This window comes from Cobetia sp. L2A1, from assembly GCF_009796845.1.
Taxonomy (GTDB): Bacteria; Pseudomonadota; Gammaproteobacteria; order Pseudomonadales; family Halomonadaceae; genus Cobetia.
In genome coordinates, this window is record NZ_CP047025.1 from 3,322,020 (window position 1) to 3,338,974 (window position 16,955).

The 16,955-nt window shown below is 59.3% G+C and carries 13 protein-coding genes; 9 read left to right on the top strand and 4 right to left on the bottom strand.

Annotated features, from left to right (window positions below):
- Positions 1 to 1,311, bottom strand: coding sequence for an ectoine hydrolase DoeA (gene doeA, locus GQR90_RS14200; protein ID WP_158774675.1), 1,311 nt, complete (start codon positions 1,309 to 1,311; stop codon positions 1 to 3).
- A 378-nt stretch (positions 1,312 to 1,689) separates the two neighbouring features.
- On the opposite strand from doeA, the gene GQR90_RS14205 reads away from it, so the two are divergent.
- Complete coding sequence (locus GQR90_RS14205) at positions 1,690 to 2,637, top strand: 2-hydroxyacid dehydrogenase (protein WP_158774676.1); 948 nt, start codon at positions 1,690 to 1,692, stop codon at positions 2,635 to 2,637.
- A gap of 34 nt (positions 2,638 to 2,671) precedes the next feature.
- Here the strand turns inward: GQR90_RS14205 and GQR90_RS14210 are convergent, their stop codons facing one another.
- Entirely contained in the window at positions 2,672 to 3,127 is a 456-nt protein-coding gene (locus GQR90_RS14210; protein ID WP_158774677.1) for an Lrp/AsnC family transcriptional regulator, read from the bottom strand.
- Positions 3,128 to 3,259: 132 nt separating this feature from the next.
- Here GQR90_RS14210 and GQR90_RS14215 point away from each other — a divergent pair, with 132 nt between their 5' ends.
- Positions 3,260 to 4,429: a PLP-dependent cysteine synthase family protein gene (locus GQR90_RS14215; protein ID WP_158774678.1), complete on the top strand. Its 1,170-nt coding sequence runs from the start codon at positions 3,260 to 3,262 to the stop codon at positions 4,427 to 4,429.
- Positions 4,430 to 4,566: 137 nt separating this feature from the next.
- On the opposite strand, the gene GQR90_RS14220 is transcribed toward GQR90_RS14215, so the two are convergent.
- Positions 4,567 to 5,127 carry a DJ-1/PfpI family protein gene (locus tag GQR90_RS14220; protein WP_158774679.1) on the bottom strand — a complete coding sequence of 187 codons (561 nt, stop codon included), beginning with the start codon at positions 5,125 to 5,127 and terminating at the stop codon, positions 4,567 to 4,569.
- A 276-nt stretch (positions 5,128 to 5,403) separates the two neighbouring features.
- Here GQR90_RS14220 and GQR90_RS14225 point away from each other — a divergent pair, with 276 nt between their 5' ends.
- From GQR90_RS14225 to GQR90_RS14235, 3 genes are all read left to right on the top strand, one after another.
- Complete coding sequence (locus tag GQR90_RS14225; protein WP_158774680.1) at positions 5,404 to 6,186, top strand: hypothetical protein; 783 nt, start codon at positions 5,404 to 5,406, stop codon at positions 6,184 to 6,186.
- 176 nt (positions 6,187 to 6,362) lie between these two features.
- Positions 6,363 to 7,289 carry a lysine exporter LysO family protein gene (locus GQR90_RS14230; protein WP_158774681.1) on the top strand — a complete coding sequence of 309 codons (927 nt, stop codon included), beginning with the start codon at positions 6,363 to 6,365 and terminating at the stop codon, positions 7,287 to 7,289.
- 163 nt (positions 7,290 to 7,452) lie between these two features.
- Complete coding sequence (locus GQR90_RS14235) at positions 7,453 to 8,475, top strand: LacI family DNA-binding transcriptional regulator (protein ID WP_233266325.1); 1,023 nt, start codon at positions 7,453 to 7,455, stop codon at positions 8,473 to 8,475.
- Positions 8,476 to 8,501: 26 nt separating this feature from the next.
- On the opposite strand, the gene GQR90_RS14240 is transcribed toward GQR90_RS14235, so the two are convergent.
- Positions 8,502 to 9,098, bottom strand: a complete 597-nt coding sequence (locus GQR90_RS14240; protein WP_325064276.1) for a gluconokinase — start codon at positions 9,096 to 9,098, stop codon at positions 8,502 to 8,504.
- A gap of 249 nt (positions 9,099 to 9,347) precedes the next feature.
- Here GQR90_RS14240 and GQR90_RS14245 point away from each other — a divergent pair, with 249 nt between their 5' ends.
- The 4 genes from GQR90_RS14245 to GQR90_RS14260 all read left to right on the top strand — a co-directional run bounded on the left by GQR90_RS14245 (position 9,348) and on the right by GQR90_RS14260 (position 16,914).
- Positions 9,348 to 10,706 (top strand): GntP family permease, encoded by a 1,359-nt coding sequence (locus GQR90_RS14245; RefSeq protein ID WP_158774683.1) that lies wholly within the window; start codon positions 9,348 to 9,350, stop codon positions 10,704 to 10,706.
- Positions 10,707 to 11,006: 300 nt separating this feature from the next.
- Positions 11,007 to 12,359, top strand: a complete 1,353-nt coding sequence (locus GQR90_RS14250; RefSeq protein WP_158774684.1) for an efflux RND transporter periplasmic adaptor subunit — start codon at positions 11,007 to 11,009, stop codon at positions 12,357 to 12,359.
- Positions 12,356 to 15,481, top strand: coding sequence for an efflux RND transporter permease subunit (locus tag GQR90_RS14255; RefSeq protein ID WP_158774685.1), 3,126 nt, complete (start codon positions 12,356 to 12,358; stop codon positions 15,479 to 15,481). The genes GQR90_RS14250 and GQR90_RS14255 overlap by 4 nt, the downstream gene beginning before the upstream one ends.
- Positions 15,478 to 16,914 (top strand): ATP-binding protein, encoded by a 1,437-nt coding sequence (locus GQR90_RS14260; RefSeq protein WP_158774686.1) that lies wholly within the window; start codon positions 15,478 to 15,480, stop codon positions 16,912 to 16,914. The genes GQR90_RS14255 and GQR90_RS14260 overlap by 4 nt, the downstream gene beginning before the upstream one ends.
- The last annotated feature ends 41 nt before the right edge of the window (positions 16,915 to 16,955 follow it).

Here is a 16,955-nt window from a genome sequence, read left to right on the forward strand (position 1 = left end):
CTACTTCACAAATAACTGACGCGGCACATGACATAGCGGTTCAGCGCCGTTTTCCGTAATCAGGATCGACTCGGTGATTTCCAGCCCCCAGTCATCCATCCACATGCCGGGCATGAAGTGGAAGGTCATGCCGGGTTCCAGCACTGTTTCGTCACTCGGACGAAGACTCATGGTGCGCTCCCCCCAGTCGGGCGGATAGCTCAGACCGATGGGGTAACCGCAGCGAGCACCACCACGGTCGAAACCGTATTTATCCATCGCTGCGCCTAGTGCCAGCGCGATGTCACAACACCGGTTGCCAGGCTTTGCAACGGCCAGACCGCGCTCGATGCCTTCCAGCAGGGCCGACTCACCTCGCACGAAGTCACGCGGCGGACGCCCCAGAAAGACCGTGCGCGAGAGCGGTGCGTGATAGCGCTTGTAGCAGCCAGCGATCTCGAAGAAGGTGCCCTCGCCCTTGCGAAACGGCGTGTCGTCCCACGTCAGGTGAGGCGCTGCGGCATCACTGCCGGTGGGCAGCAAGGGCACTATTGCGGGATAGTCTCCGCCAAGAACCTCACCATTGGGCCCAACGACACCCTCGACACCGACGCGATAGATCTCCGCCACCAGTGCACTCTTGGGCAAGCCCGGTTCAATCAGATCCAGAATGCAAGAATGCATCCGCTCAACGATACGCCCTGCCACTCGCATGTAAGCGATTTCCTGCTCCGACTTTATCGCCCGGCACCAGTTGACCAGCGAATTGGCATCCACCAACCGTGCGTGTGGCAACTCCTTGACCAGCGACAGGTGCGCACGCGCCGAGTAGTAGTAGTTGTCGAGCTCTACGCCAATCACGCCATCGTGCCAGCCACGCTGGGGAAGGATGGACTGGGCAAGAAACTCCATCGGGTGCATGTCCGGATTCTGCACGTAGTAATCCGGATACCACTGGATGTTGTCTTCCGCCATCCAGCAGGTACGCAGCGCACCATTACCATCCTGGCGACGCCCGTACCATACCGGCTCACCAGCAAGGGCAAGTAGCACACATTGATGCACATAGAAGGACCAGCCGTCATAGCCGGTCAGCCAGGCCATGTTGGACGGATCAGAAATCACCAGCACATCGAGTCCGGCACGTGCCATGGCCTCGCGAACACGCTGGATTCGGGCACGATATTCACCAATGGCGAAGGCTTGGCGCCCAGCAGACAGCGCACGCGGTGTCCAACCCTCAGGATCAGCCTGTGCCTCACTGGCCGGCAGCGTATTGAGCCCAGCGAAGGGAGGCTGGATAACGTGCGAATGGGACGGGAATTGACTCATGCAGCGCTCCTGTTCAATCAGGCCTAGAGACAAGCAGCACGTTGGGGCGGAGCAATACGCTCTGCGCTGATCGTCAGCACAGGCGGCATATATGCGTACATCCGAATTCCCCTCTTGATTCGAGTCTGTCACTCTGCCGACAGCGGGTCAAAATCTTGCCATGGCGGGCCAAGGCCCACTCTGGCACTTTCACCTTTCGTCGCAGCCCTTGCAAGACCCAGCCTCATCTTGGGTCGTTTTCGGGCAAGAGACGCGTCTCGCGCGTGTCATTGTCCGCGCATTGGCGAATGTCCTTGCGTGGACATCCCTGCCCATATCACGCGCTGTCTACCACGCGCGATATCTATCACACACGTCATCCACACGAAGGAGAACCGTATGCGCATACTCGTCCATACCGAAGGTGCTGAACGCTGGTGCGAGGCACTACGCCAACGCCTGAACGATGAGAGCCTCGAGATATTCGTCGATGATGGCGAGCGTCTTGGCGACATTCTGGTGGTGTGGGCGCCTCCCGCTGAGCTGTTCGAGCGCCATGTAGGCCATGACGTGAAGGTGATTCTGAATCTGGGTGCCGGCGTGGACAGTCTGCTACAGAATCCGGCTCTACCGAACGACGTGCCGGTGATCAAGTTACGAGATGCGGGGATGGCCAGCCACATGCTCGATTACGTGCGTTACGGCTTGCTGCATTTCCGCCGCGACTTCGATCGCTATGCCGGGCAGCAGCGTGCTGGCGAATGGGCCCCGCATCGCGTGGTCCGCGCGGCTCACTATCCCGTGATCGTGCTGGGCCTGGGGGCCATTGGCGCGCAGATCGCCGAAGGGCTGGCCGCAGATGGCTATCCGGTTCACGGGTTCAGTCGCAGTGCTCACACGCTGGCCGGCGTTACCTGCCACCACGAGCAAGGCGATGAGGGTCGCACGCTGCAGGAAGTCCTGCGTGACAAGTCTCTGGGCCTCAAGGCGGTGATCAATCTGTTGCCCAATACCGAGGCCACCCGCGACGTGCTGAATGCGGAAGTCTTCGCTGCGCTGGCAGAGGATGCGGTACTGATCAATCCGGGTCGCGGCAGCAGCGTGGTCGAGGCCGATCTGGTCGCGGCGCTGGATGCCGGTACCTTGCGCGGGGCTTTGCTGGACGTCTTCCAGCATGAGCCACTGGCCGCCGACAGCCCGCTATGGCAGCAATCCCGCGTGATCATCACACCGCATGCGGCAGCTCCGACCCCGATGTCCGGTGCGGCGGACCAGCTGGTCGACAATATCCAGCGCGTGCAACGCGGCGAAACACTCACGGGCGTCAGCCGCGAACATGGCTATTAAAGCCAGTAACGGATAAGCAAGTGACAGCGGTGAGTTAGATCGGTAGTGCCGTCGTCGACTTGATGCACTCCATTGCGAAGCGTGCCGAGACATCGCTCAAGCCTTCGATGGCATTCACAAGCTGCTTGTAAACACGGTCGTAGGCATTCATGTCTGCGACCTGCACCTTGAGCAGGTAATCGTAGTCGCCGGCCATGCGATAGAACTCCGTGACTTCCTCGAAGCTTTCGATGATGGCCACGAAACGCTCGAACCAGTCTCGTGAGTGATCGCATGTCTTGAGCTGCACAAAGGCCGTCAACCCGAGACCGACACGCTCAGCGTCCAGCAATGCCACCCGCGCGGTAATCACGCCACACTCCTCCAGCCGCTTGAGGCGCTTCCAGCACGGCGAGGTGGTCAGGTGCACTGCCTCTGCCAGTGCCGCCAACGACAGGCTGGCATCACGCTGCAGCAATCTCAGCAAGGTGCGGTCAGTAGCATCGAGCAATATTTTCTCCACAATGTCCTCCTCGCAATTAACTATTGCTTTAAAAAATGGCCTACGCCATGAGAACTGGCAAGTTTTGCTTTGACTCTCGCCGTACCATTGAAGCTCCCTTTTGCGAATGGATGCGCTCAAATGACGTCACTTGTGACTCCTCCTGTCTGTTACCCGCCGTCATTGCGTTCACCATCGATCGATCGTGCTGCCCAGATATCACAACGCGCCTGGCAACAACACAGCCTGATGACATTGGCCGCCCTCAAGGCAGCCACGCCGCAGACACCGCTGAGAGCATTCACTCTACCGGGCTTCGCTGAGGCTCACGTATTGATCAAGGACGAGCGCGCCCACGCCAGTGGCTCGCTCAAACATCGTCTGGCCATGTCACTGTTCGAGCAGGCTTTGGTCGAGGGTTGGCTGACACATGGACGACCCGTGATCGAGGCCTCATCGGGCTCGACTGCAGTCTCGGAGGCCTGGTTGGCACGCCAGCTGGGACTTGAATTCATTGCCGTGGTGCCAGCAGCCACCGCACCCGACAAGCTGGCAGCGATTCGTGCAGAAAAGGGGCAAGTCGTGAAGGTCAGTGATGCCGCACGACTATGTCAGCACGCGCAACAGCTGGCTGACGACAGCGGCGGCCACTTCATCAATCAGTTCCGACACGCTGCCACCGCCAGCGATTGGCGAAGCGTCAGCAGCCTACCCGGGGAGTGCTTGCGGCAGATCGCCGTGCAAGGCCTGCCGCCACTGGAAGCTGTATTGCTGGGTGCCGGTACTGGTGGTAGCGCCACAACCTTCGCGCGCCATCTACGCCTCAAGGGCGAACGTGCCAAGGTCATCGGTGTCGATCCGGAACACTCTGTCTACGTAGACTGCTGGCAGCATTTCCAGACTCATGGCATACGCCAGACCGCGCTGACGCCACCCTGTGCCAGCAACCCCATCGAAGGCATCGGACGGCCCTGCGTGCTGGAAGCCTTCCGCCCAGAGGACTTCGATGACTATCTCCCTATCGAAGACAGCCGCAGTCAGGCGGCAGCACTGTGGCTAGCGGAGTATGCCGAACGTACCGGACAAGAGGAGCTGGCGGTCGGGCCATCCACCGGCACCGCACTCGCCGGATTACTGCAGACACTAGAGACACGTCGAGCACGCGGTGAATCCTTCCGCGGCAGCTGGTTGATATTGGCCTGCGATTCCGCCAGCCGCTATGCCTCGACATTTGGCTGCCAGACATGGCGCGAACATCATCAATCGCGACTGGCACCTCACATGTGCTGGTTGGAGCGTGTCGTTTGCTGACATCACTGGCTGCAATAGCCATCGTTCAATAGAGGCCCGTGGCAAGTCACACCCCAAAACGACAACACCCCGCCAAAAGGCAGGGTGTTGTCTCATCAGCACTGAGTCATGCCTTCAGCGCTGTGTCATGTCGTCCCTCACACCAGCAGCGCATTGAACTGACGCAGCCATTCAGGATGCGCCGGCCATGCCGGGGCAGTGACCAGCTTGCCAGAGGTCACCGCATCGGTGACATCAAGCGACACGAACTCGCCACCCGCCAATGTGACTTCCGGCGCGCAGGCCGGATAGGCGCTGACGCGATACCCTGCCAGTGACATCGCCGCGGCCAATAGCTGCGGACCATGACAAACTGCCGCGATCGGCTTGTCAGCGTCGACGAAATGACGCACCAGTGTCAGCACCCGTTCATCCAGACGCAGATACTCTGGGGCACGCCCGCCGGGAATCAGCAGCGCGTCATAGCTGGTGACATCGATGTCAGCGAAGCTGGCATTGAGTGCGAAGTTGTGGCCCGGCTTCTCGGTATAGGTCTGATCGCCCTCGAAATCGTGAATCGCCGTCTTGACGATATCGCCTTCGCGTTTGTCCGGGCACACCACATCTACACGGTGCCCCATCGCCTGCAGTGCCTGGAAAGGCACCATCAGCTCATAATCCTCTACAAAGTCTCCGGCAATGATGACAATGCTGGCCATGATGATCTCCTGATTAATCTAGCGGGGGAGTGGAGCACTACGCGGTGCGTGAAGAAGATGCGCAGCTCCGGGAAATAAGTGCAGGTCACGAACAAGGCGTCTACAGAGTACCTGCCCATTGCGCATGAGCAAGCGCTGAAATACCGTCTTGACGCAAAGAGAGAAGCTACCAGGGAACCTTGCGCGGTTTCTTGCTTCCAAATCAGTACCCTTCTCCCTCATGACACCCCATTCATACTGCTGGTCACGGTTTGACCACCGGTCACAGGAGTTACCATGCTTGCGAACTCTCCTGTCTTGCCTTGCTGGACCCGACTGCGCCGCCCCGTCAGCCTCAAAGGCCTCAGCAGAGGCTGGCTGGCCGCACTGGCGTTGATGGCGGGCGTTGCCCATGCCGACGACAGCACTCTCACGTCGACACTCATGCCCCCCGTCACCTTTACCGCGCAATATACGCTTGCGCTCGATGGTTGGCCCGACGTGCCGATCACCCAGCGTGTCAGCCAGAGCGGTGAGCTATTCATTGCCAGCATGGAGGCCTCTATCAAGGTCGCCAGTGGCTATGAGCAAGGCCGCTTCACTCTCGATGGCGACACGCTCATGCCAGCAGGTTATCGCTCAGGCTATCGCTTGGCCGGCATCGGCAAGGACTACACACGTGAAGCACCGAGCAAACAAGACGCGGTATTACCAGATCGCCAGACGTTACTGGTCATCCTCAGTCAGCAAACGGATGCGCAATGGGCACAGGGAAAGTGTACGGCTGCCGTGCCCTGCTCTCTCGACTATCTGGATCACAAGGGACGTACACGCACACTGATGTACGAAATTCAGGGCGAGGAATCACTGCAGGCCGCGGAACAGACCTTCCGCACGCTGCGCATTGATGCCTGGCGCAAGCATCGTGATCAAAAGCACTATCGGATCTGGCTGGCGCCACGCTGGCCGGGCCTGATGGTAGCGCTCGATTATCTCGACTACGAAGACAACGCACCCGGAGAAGACCCCGAGGTGTCCGCCCATCTGGTACTTGATCAACTCAGCAGTTCACGCCGCTGATCCAGCAGAGCGTTCGACCATCAGTGGCGCTAATCTGCCATCAGCAAGTCTTCTATCAAAAGCTGATGACAGGATTATCTCCTTCCTTCGGCAACCGCTATAGTGGACCCTCCTGCGGCCAATACCGCTCATCGATGTCTTGTGGTCCACTGGGCCAGCCTTACCAAGGAAGGGTCATGCTTTCGGGTCTTGTCTTTATTCTGCTGCCACTGATTCTCGGCTACCTGGTTCATGTCGAGCAGCCCTCACGGCTGGCAGTGGTCAATCACACCGTCAATGCCTCGATCTACGTCATCCTGTTCTTGATGGGCATGGGGCTGGCAGCACTCGAGCAGCTCGGCGCCGGCATGGCGGCCATGAGTAGCCAGGCACTGATCCTGTTTGCCATCATCACGCCGCTAAATCTGCTGGCGCTGTGGTGGCTTTCAAAGCGCAGCTCGCTACGCGCAGACCCTTCCCGGGTGGTTGAGGGCGCACCGATGACGCGGTGGCAGGCACTGTCTGGCTCACTGACGCTCGCCGTGGTTGTGGCGCTGGGGGTCGGTGGCGGCGTATTACTGGGCATGATGGACGTGCAACTCGATACCGATACCCTCGCCGAGTGGGCGCTTTATGTCCTGCTGGCGCTGATCGGCTGCCAACTTAGAAGCTCCGGCATGAGCCTGCGCCAGATTCTGCTCAATCGTCATGGCCTGTTTATCGCGCTGACAGTGATGGTCAGCTCGCTTGTGGGGGGGGCCCTTGCAGCACCGCTGCTTGAAATCGACTGGAACCAAGGCATGGCCATGTCTGCCGGTTTTGGCTGGTATTCGCTGTCAGGGATTCTGGTCGGCGACCAGCTCGGCCCGATTCTGGGCGGTGCGACCTTCTTCAATGATCTCGGCCGTGAACTGCTCGCCTTTCTGCTGATCCCGCTGACCATCCAGCGCTTCACACCGTTGGCCATCGGTTTTGGCGGGGCTACCTCGATGGATTTCACCCTACCAGTGATTCAGCAGACTGGCGGCGTAAGCTGTGTGCCCGTCGCCGTAGTGTCGGGCTTCCTGCTATCACTTGCCTCACCGCCCATGATCATCTTCCTGCTATCGCTCAGCCATATCTGAATCACGAGGCATAGCTGCGCACGACAATAGCGAGCCACCAGCCTGCTACCGGCCCCCAAGCGAAGATTGGCAGTTGCACGATGGGCCATCAGCTTGCTCATGAGGGCCATAAGCGGTAACACTCGTGCCATCTTTCTCAGCCGCTCAAAAGAACATGCCGCCTTTGACGACCAAATCGCCCCGCCTCAAACGCGTGACACTCGCCGACATTGCCGCCCGTCTCGGCGTGACCAAGGTCACGGTGTCACGTGCCCTCAATCAACCCGAGAAAGTCTCCGATGCCATGCGCGAGCGAGTCCGCGAATGTGCCCATGAATTGGGCTACATGCCCAACCGACAGGCCGGCAGCCTTGCCAGCGGTCGTTCACACCTGATCGCATTACTGATTCCCTCGTTGTCCAATGCCGTCTTTTCAGAGCTGCATCGTGGATTGGCAGCTCCGTTGGCAGCACGCGGATATCAGCTGTTGATTGGCCACACCGGCTATTCGATGGCGGAAGAAGAACGCCTGATCGAAACCTGGCTATCATTCGGCGTTGATGGGTTGGTGCTCTGCGGCAGTCGCCATAGTGATCGCGCCCGCGAGATGATTATCCGCGCGGGCTGCGCTGTCGTGGAATGCATGGAGAAGCGCGAGACACCGATCGACATGGCGGTAGGGCTCGATCAACACGCCGCCGGCCGCGCCATGACGGATGCAATGATCACGCGCGGGCACCAGCGTATCGGCTTGATGGCAGCACGCATGGATCAGCGTGTCGAACAGCGCCTGGCCGGCTGGCGATCAGCGCTTGAGGCAGCCGGCCTCTCTCAGGAGTGCCTGATGACGACGACGGCGCCTTCGAGTGTCCAGCTGGGCAGCGAACTACTGATCGAGATGCTCCAGCGCTGGCCAGCGCTGGACGCCATCTTCTGCTGCAACGATGACTTGGCAGCCGGTGCACTGTTCGAATGCCAGCGCCGCGATATCGCCGTACCTGCCGATATCGCGCTGGCGGGCTTCAATGGGCTGGAAATGACACGTAGCACCTGCCCGCCGTTGGCAAGCGTGGTGACACCGCGGCGAGATATCGGCACCCGCGCTGCCGCACTAATGTTGGCTCGCCTTGATGGCGAGACAGAGGCTACGCCCAGTGGACACTGGGAAGATCTCGGCTTCAGCCTGCAGCTCGGCGGTAGCCTCTAGCATGATCCCATCTTCCATTCCGTGCCTCATGCCCCCTTCATTGCCGATGTCTGGGCACGAATCCGCCTCTCGAGCTGTGCGACCAGTTCATCGGGACTGGCACTGATATCCACCCGATAAAGATGCTCTTCCTCTCCATTCGGCGCCTCCAGTGTCGCCAGCTGGCTATCCAGCATCGAGGCACCGCGGAAGAAGTGATCCTGGCGGGCTTCCAGACGCTCCAGCAACAGCCCCCGTGAGCCATCAAGGAACACGAAGCCCAATCCAGAATCACCACCACGCAACTGATCACGATAGCGGCGCTTGAGCGATGAGCAAGCCAATACCAGGCTGCGTTTCTCGCATTGGGCGTCCTCGATCAGTTCAGCCAGTCGCGCCAGCCAGCCATGACGATCATCGTCATCCAGCGGAATCCCTTGTGCCATCTTGGCCACATTTTCCTCGCCGTGATAATCATCGCCATCGATGAATTCCGCCTCCAGTTGTGCCGCCAGCTGCTGGCCGATATGCGACTTCCCACAGCCGGAGACGCCCATCACGATCAATCGCACACCCTCTTCGGGCAAACGATCACGCTCAGACATCGATGAGAGGGATGATGATGGGTCTACTTGCGGCTGCATGTAACGAGCTCTCCCTGAGAGGGTTCCATGCCCTTCGATGAGGGCAATACCATGGGTCATACGTGAGAATAACGCAGATCGAGAATGATCCATGCCGTTTGCTTACAGCGACATGCACCTTTCGGATCATTGCGCCGGCGCTTATGTTACCGGTAACTTTCATCTTGCACGATGAAACACGCCTCCTACAATACGCCTTTGGGTAGTGCCCTTCCCTAGGGTCATTACCAGCCGCAAGAGTTCGCCATCATGTCCTCAGATAGCACCCTCATCCTGGCCGCCCTCGGCGGTATTCTGCTGCTGTTATATCTCGTCATGCGCTTGCGCCTGCATGCCTTCGTGGCACTGCTGGTCGTCAGCCTTGGCGTTGGCCTCGCTACCGGTATGCAACCGGAAGCCATCATTGATTCCGTGACCAACGGCATGGGCAACACTCTCGGCTTTGTTGCCACCGTGGTTGGCCTTGGCGCCATGTTCGGCAAGATGCTGGAGGTGTCCGGCGGCGTAGATCGCATGGCCAATACTCTACTGGGGCGCTTCGGCACCTCTCGCTCCCAGTGGGCGCTAGCGCTGACCGGCTTTCTGGTCGCGATTCCCGTCTTTCTCGACGTTGCCTTCATCATCCTGGTGCCGCTGGTCTATGCACTGGCTCGTCGCAGTGGCCGTTCGCTGCTCTACTACGGTATTCCGCTGCTGGCTGGCCTGGCCGTCACTCACTCTTTCATTCCCCCGACACCGGGCCCGATTGCGGTCGCCAAGCTGATCGGCGCTGATCTCGGCTACGTCATCCTGTTCGGTACCCTGTGCGGCTTGCCGGCCATGATCGTGGCGGGTCCGATCTTCGGCCGTTTCATCGCGGCGCGCATTGACGCGAAGATCCCCGATTACATGGAGAACACCGGCAGCGTGATGAGTGATGAAGAGGTCGAGATCCGTGCGCCGGGCTTCGGGCTGATTCTCTCCATCGTGCTGCTGCCGCTGGCGCTGATCGTGCTCAACACCGTCTCCGGCGCCATCTTCGGTGACGACAGCCCGCTGGTCGGCTGGCTAGGCTTCCTCGGCCATCCCTTCGTGGCATTGAGCCTAGCAACACTGATGGCCTTCACACTGCTCGGCACCCGTCGTGGCATGACACGTGAACAGGTAATGGAAGTCGCGACCAAGGCGCTGGAGCCGGCAGGTATCATCATCCTTGTCACGGGTGCCGGCGGTGTCTTCAAGCAGATGCTGATCGATTCTGGCGTTGGCGATGTGCTGGGCAACCTGATGGCTGACAGCAACCTGCCGCCTATCCTGCTCGCCTTCCTGATTGCGACTGGGGTACGTGTCATCCAGGGCTCCGCGACCGTTGCCATGATTACCGCCGCAGGCTTGATGGCACCGGTCATCAGTACGCTTGGCCTCTCGGGGCCGGTACTGGGGCTAGTGGTAATCGCTATCGCCAGCGGTGCAACCGTGCTTAGTCACGTCAATGATTCCGGCTTCTGGCTGGTCAGCCGTTACTTTGGACTGACCGAGAAAGAAACGCTGAAAAGCTGGACGGTGATGGAAACCCTGATCGGGGTGATCGGGGTTTCCATGGCACTGCTGATCGGCCTGTTCGTGTAGATCACCAGTAGAGGTAACAGCCGTCAGGCACTCTCTGGATTGCCTCCTGCGCTGATCTGCGTTCTATCCAAAAGACTGCCGCCTAGCGTGGCAGTCTTTTGCTTTCGAAAGCCATTCAATCTTCTCAGACGCACCGCCTCTCCTGACGGGATTTTTACACGCTATTTACCTGATCAAGACGGCAAGATAATGGCATGATGTCACCATCCATTATTCCGCCTGCTTCTTTACGCATGATCGCCTGTCATTGAGCGTTCGATGAATGCGCATATGGGCTTGCCTTCTCTGTCTGGAGTCCTTATGGACACTCACTCTGAATCGTCTACGCCCCCTTCGCCGCCCGCCTCTGGCGAAAAGACACCGCCCTCGTCACGACGCCTCATCTGGATGCGCCTGCTGGCCGTGATCATTCTTGCGCTAGCAGTCGCGCTGGCCGCCTGGTGGATGACTCATCGCCCCGGAGCACCCAAACGTGCGGCAACCGAAGCCCCTGCCCCGACGGTTGAGGTAGTAATGGTGAATCATCAGACGAGCGCCCCGACACTTGAGGGTTTCGGGCGCATCATCGCCGATCGCGAGACCACCATCTCGACTCGCGTCAGTGGGCTGCTGGCCGCCTTCCCTGAAGGGATAGAGGCAGGTCGTGAAGTCAAGAAGGACCAGCTGCTGGCCAGCGTCGACAAGGTGGATTACCAGTTGGCATTGCGTCAGGCCGAGGCGGACCTCGCCACTGCCCAGGCAAGCCTTGCCACCGAGAAAGGTGAGCAGATTCGTGCTGCTTCCGAGTACAAGACATTCGGTCGCAATCTGCCCGCTGCCCAGAAGGCATTGGTACTGCGCGAGCCACAACTGAAATCGGCGCAAGCCACGGTGGAAAGTGCCGCGGCCAGTCGTGATCAGGCCAGAGCCAATCTGGCACGCACCGACATTCGCGCTCCCTTCGATGGCCTGGTCAGTGAGCGCTTGGTCGGCGAAGGCAGCGACATCAATGCCTTTACGGACCTGTTGACGATGGTCGCCTCGGATCGCTTCTGGGTGCGCCTCAACCTGCCACAGGCCGATATGGAGTGGCTGTCGACCCATGCCCGGGATGGTCAGGGAACGCCGGTATTGATCTCCAGCAAGGCCTGGCCAGAAGGTCAGCATCGCCTCGGTGAAGTCTGGAGTGTACTGCCGTCGCTGGAAGAGAATGGCCTGTTGACGCAGGTGATGGTGGCCGTGGATGACCCACTGGCTCTCAAGGTCTCCGACGAGGCACGCACAAGTACGCCAGCACTGCGCATTGGCGATATCGTCGAAGCCAGCCTAAGCCCTACGCGCACGGCATCGTTGATCGAACTCCCGATCAGCGCCCTGCGAAGTAATCAGGAAGTCTGGGTACTGACGCCAGACAACTATCTCGAGAAACGCAGCATTCGACTGCGTCATCTCGGCAATGACAGCCTACTGGTGGCCGATGGCCTCGTGGATGGCGAGCGTGTCATCACCAGCGCGCTGAGTAGTGTCGAAGCGGGCATGGCGCTTCGTGCACAAGGCGATGATACTCCCGCCACACAGCCCGCCACACAGCCCGCGCCGTCCGATGAGGCAGGCACGAAGAGCAAGACACAGGCGATGAGCACTAGCGCTTCAACCACGGGAAGCGACTCATGACGGTACCGTCTCGCCTCAAGGGCCCGATCAGCTGGATGCATGACCACGGTGTCGCTGCCAACCTGCTGATGCTGTGTCTCATTCTCGGTGGCTTGCTGATGTCGAGCCAGATCAAGAAAGAGGTGTTCCCCTCTTTTGAGCTCGAAATCATCAACGTCAGCGTCAGCTATTCCGGTGCAACACCGGACGAAATCTCTGAAAGTCTGCTTCAGGCGATGGAATCGGCGGTTCAGGACGTGGAGGGGGTCGACGAGATCACTGCCACTGCGCAGGAAGGTCTCGGTACTCTGTCCATCGAACTACAGGACGGCGTGGAAACCATGCGCGTCTATCAGGACATTCAACAAGCCATCGACAGCATTACCACCATGCCAGATGAAGCGGATCCGCCCCTCTACTCGTTGGCCGGTCGCTCGCGTAGCGTGATGGAGCTGAAGCTGCATGGTCAGACGGATGACCTGACACTGCGCAATGTATCAGAGCGCCTGCGCCTGAGCCTGCTCGACAGTAGTGACATCACAAAGGTGGAGCTGACCGGCATTCGCGACCGCGAGGTGCATGTTTCCCTCGATGAAGGCGCTTTGCGTCGCTACGGCTTATCACATCAGGACGTAGCCACTCTGATCGGCAATCAAGCGCTGAATCTGGCCGGTGGTAGCCTGGATACCCAACAGGGCGAGTATCTGGTGCGCTATGAAGCGCGCCGTGATGGCGCGGTCGAATTCTCGCAGCTTCCGGTCATCTCGAGCCAAGAAGGCAATGTCATACGACTTGGCGATATCGCCATCGTCAGTGATGGCTTTGCTGACAGTGACAAGGAAGTGCTCTATGACGGCGAGCCTGCGATCGGCCTCGACATCTATCAGGTCGGCAAGCAAACCCCGACAGCGCTCTCCGAGGCCACCATGGCCATGCTGCCGAGCCTGCAAGCCAGTCTGCCGCGCGGGCTCACCCTGAGCGTCGAGGACGATGATTCCCTCGTCTATCAAGACCGCCTGGAATTGCTGCTCAAGAATGCCTGGATGGGACTGGCGCTAGTCCTGGTATTACTCGGGCTATTCCTTGAAGCACGCCTGGCCTTCTGGGTCACGCTGGGGATTCCGACGGCCTTCCTCGGTGCGATGCTTTTCCTGCCACTGGTCGGCGTTTCCATCAACATGATCTCGATGTTCGCCTTCATCATTGCGCTGGGCATCGTGGTGGATGATGCGATCATCGTCGGTGAGAACATTCACTCGTATCGCGAACGTGGTGCCAGCTTGCGCGAAGCCTCCATTCTCGGTGCTCGTGAAATTGCCGTACCGCTGGCGTTTTCAATCCTCTCCAATATCGTGGCCTTCATTCCGCTACTATTCTTGCCCGGCTTTCTTGGGCTGGTCTTCGGGATCATCCCGCTGGTCGTCATCACTATCTTTGCCCTGAGTTGGATCGAGGCCGTCTTTATCCTGCCGGCCCATCTGGGGCATTCAAGTGAGAAGCCTGTACGCTGGTTGGCACCGGTAGATCGCTTGCGGCATAGCGTGCAGCAGCACCTCGAGCGCTTCACCCGGCATCGCTTCCAGCCATTCCTCGAGCGCTGCCTGGACTACCGTGGCCTGACAGCCATCTGTGGACTGGCACTGCTGGTGCTTGCACTCGCCTGGATGGCCAGTGGCCGCCTCGGCTTCTCACTGATGCCGCGCGTGGAGTCCAATCGCGCCGGAGTCACCGCCAATCTGCCAGTGGGTAGCCCGATCAGTCAGGACCGCGAGGTGCGTACCCTGCTGCTGGCGGCGCTTGATCGTGTACGTGCCCGTGAGGACAGCCTCGCCATCTACTCCACTAGCGCGGAAATCGATGGCGACTCTCTCAGTATCGTGGCCAATCTGGATACCACGGTCGAAAAAAACTGGTCGCCATCACAGGTAATCAACGCATGGCGGGAAGAGGCGGGAGATATCGCCAATACTGAATCGTTACTCTTCGAGTCCGATATCGGTGGCCCGGGCCGTGGTGCCGGGCTGACAATCCGATTGTCTTCAACGAATAACAACACACTGATGGATGCCGCCAGTGCGCTAGGGGCTGCGCTAGAGGATTACAGCTCACTGTCCGATATCGATAACGGCCTGGATGATGGCAAGCGCGAACTCTATCTCAAGCTCAATGCCTATGGCCGCTCACTAGGACTGGATGGGGCGACACTCTCCCAGCAGCTACGGGGACCGCTCTCAGGCGCGACTGCGCTCAAGCAGCAGCAGGGACGTAGTGAAGTTGAGGTCAAGGTATTGTTGCCCGAAGCACAGCGCGCGAGCCTTGCGCAGCTCGAGAGCTTTGGTGTCCAGACAAGCAATGGTATCAGCGTTCCACTAGGGTTGGTCGCCGATATCGAGCAGGGACGAGCAGCCTCCAGCATCTTGCGTATCGACGGGCGGCGCGTGATCGAAATCACCGCCAACGTCACGCCATCGGATGCTGTCAGCCAGGTGATTACCAGCCTGGAGCAGGAAGTCTATCCACAGCTTGAAAGCCAGTATCCCGGCTTGAGCATCAGCTATGGTGGCCGTCAGGAAGAGACCGCTGATAACCTGGGTTCACTCAAGATCTCGCTACTGCTGACACTGGCGGCGCTCTATCTACTGTTGGCGCTGCCCTTTCGCAGCTATCTGCAGCCGCTACTGGTCATGTCCGCGATTCCCTTCGGGCTGATCGGTGCTGTCATCGGCCATCAGCTGATGGGCTACGGATTGTCCGTGATCAGTCTGATGGGCATGCTGGCGCTGTCGGGCATCGTCATCAATGATGCACTGGTGCTGATCGACTATGCCAATCGGCAACGTCTCGCTGGCGCAAGCCCGCGTGAAGCGATCTTGCAGGCCGCCACCCGACGATTGCGCCCCATACTGCTGACGACCCTGACCACCTTCTTCGGGCTGGCGCCGATGATCTTCGAGACCTCGCGTCAGGCGCGTTTCATGATTCCCATGGCAGTCTCCATTGGTTTCGGGATTCTCTTCGCGACGGTCATTCTGCTCATCCTCGTACCCTCACTTTATCTGCTACTGGAAGATGCCCAGCACGCTGGTCGCCGCCTGCTAGGATTGGCACCGCGTCAAGAGCCCCAAGAGGAGCACTCAGCATGATTCAACGCCTGGCCTCCATGCGCTCTCGTTTGTCGATACGTCTATTCGTGACCCTGCTGGTCGTCAATGCCGTCATCGGTACCAGCATCTACTTGTTCGTATCGCGCAGCATGGATCAAGGCTTCGTGGACTATCTGAAGCGCACACAGCAAGAGCGCGTGCAAATCATATCCAGTCAGCTTGTCGACAGCTATCGCACGACAGGTGACTGGCAATGGATGCAAGACCGTCGAGTCTGGGGGCGTATCGTTCATTCCGAGCCGACACTGTCGACGGCGGAGCACCCTCCCATGCCACCGCCTCCCGGCGGAGAAGAGGTCGGCCGACCGCGAGACTACATGTTGATAGATGTAGATGGCCGACGTCTCAATGGCCCGCCTCGCCCATTACCCGGCATGCGCTTCATTCCCTTGAAGCTCGACGGCAAGAAGATAGGTGAACTCGGCTACCTGCCGATCGGTGTGGTGTTGAAGCGTAGCAAAGACGAATATCTTGACCGCCAGTCACGCAACCTGGCCATCATCATGCTGTCCTCGACCTTTGCCTCATTACTGGCGGCGGCAGGTATTGCCTGGTGGTTGGGGCATCGCGTGCGTGACCTGGCGAGTGGTGCCAGCCGACTGACCAAAGGGGATTACGCCACGCGCATCCCGATACGCGGTCGAGACGAGTTGTCACGCCTGGCCGGTGACTTCAATGCATTGGCTGCAACGCTTGAATCCAATCGCGACTCACGCCAGCGGTGGGTCAGCGATATATCGCATGAACTTCGCACGCCGCTGGCGGTGCTCAAGGGCGAAATAGAGGCCATGCAGGATGGCTTCCGTCCCATGAGCCATGCAAGCCTTGGCTCGCTTGCCCAAGAAGTGGATGCACTCAACCGGTTAGTCTCTGATCTACGCCTGCTGGCGCAGAGCGATGCTGGTACGCTCAATGCTTGGCGCAAGCCCTTGTCGCTCGACACCCAACTTGCCGACAGCCTTGAGGACCTCAGTGGCTGGCTGGGAGATGCAGGCATCCACGTCGAGACCAATCTTGATCTGCCATTGCAGATAAATGGTGATCTGCAGCGGCTACATCAGCTGTGGAGCAACCTGGCCTGCAATACTCGCGCCTATACTGATGCACCAGGAGTGCTGAAAGTCAGCCTGCATCGCGAGCGTGCACGTGCCGAAGATGGCGAAAGCCATCCGGGGTGGGCGGTGGTGCGCTGGGAAGATTCAAGTCCTGGTGTGCCGGAGGCCGAACTAACTCACCTGACCGAGCGTCTATACCGTGTAGAGAACTCGCGTAATCGCACCAGCGGCGGCTCAGGACTGGGATTATCGATCGCCAGTGCGCTAGTGGCAGCACATGATGGGCAGCTTATCCCGGGCCAGTCATCACTGGGTGGATTACGCTGGGACATTCGCTTGCCTCTGCTGGTGAGCTGACCGCTACCCCTTTACCGTTCTCCACGACCCGTTACTTTTCT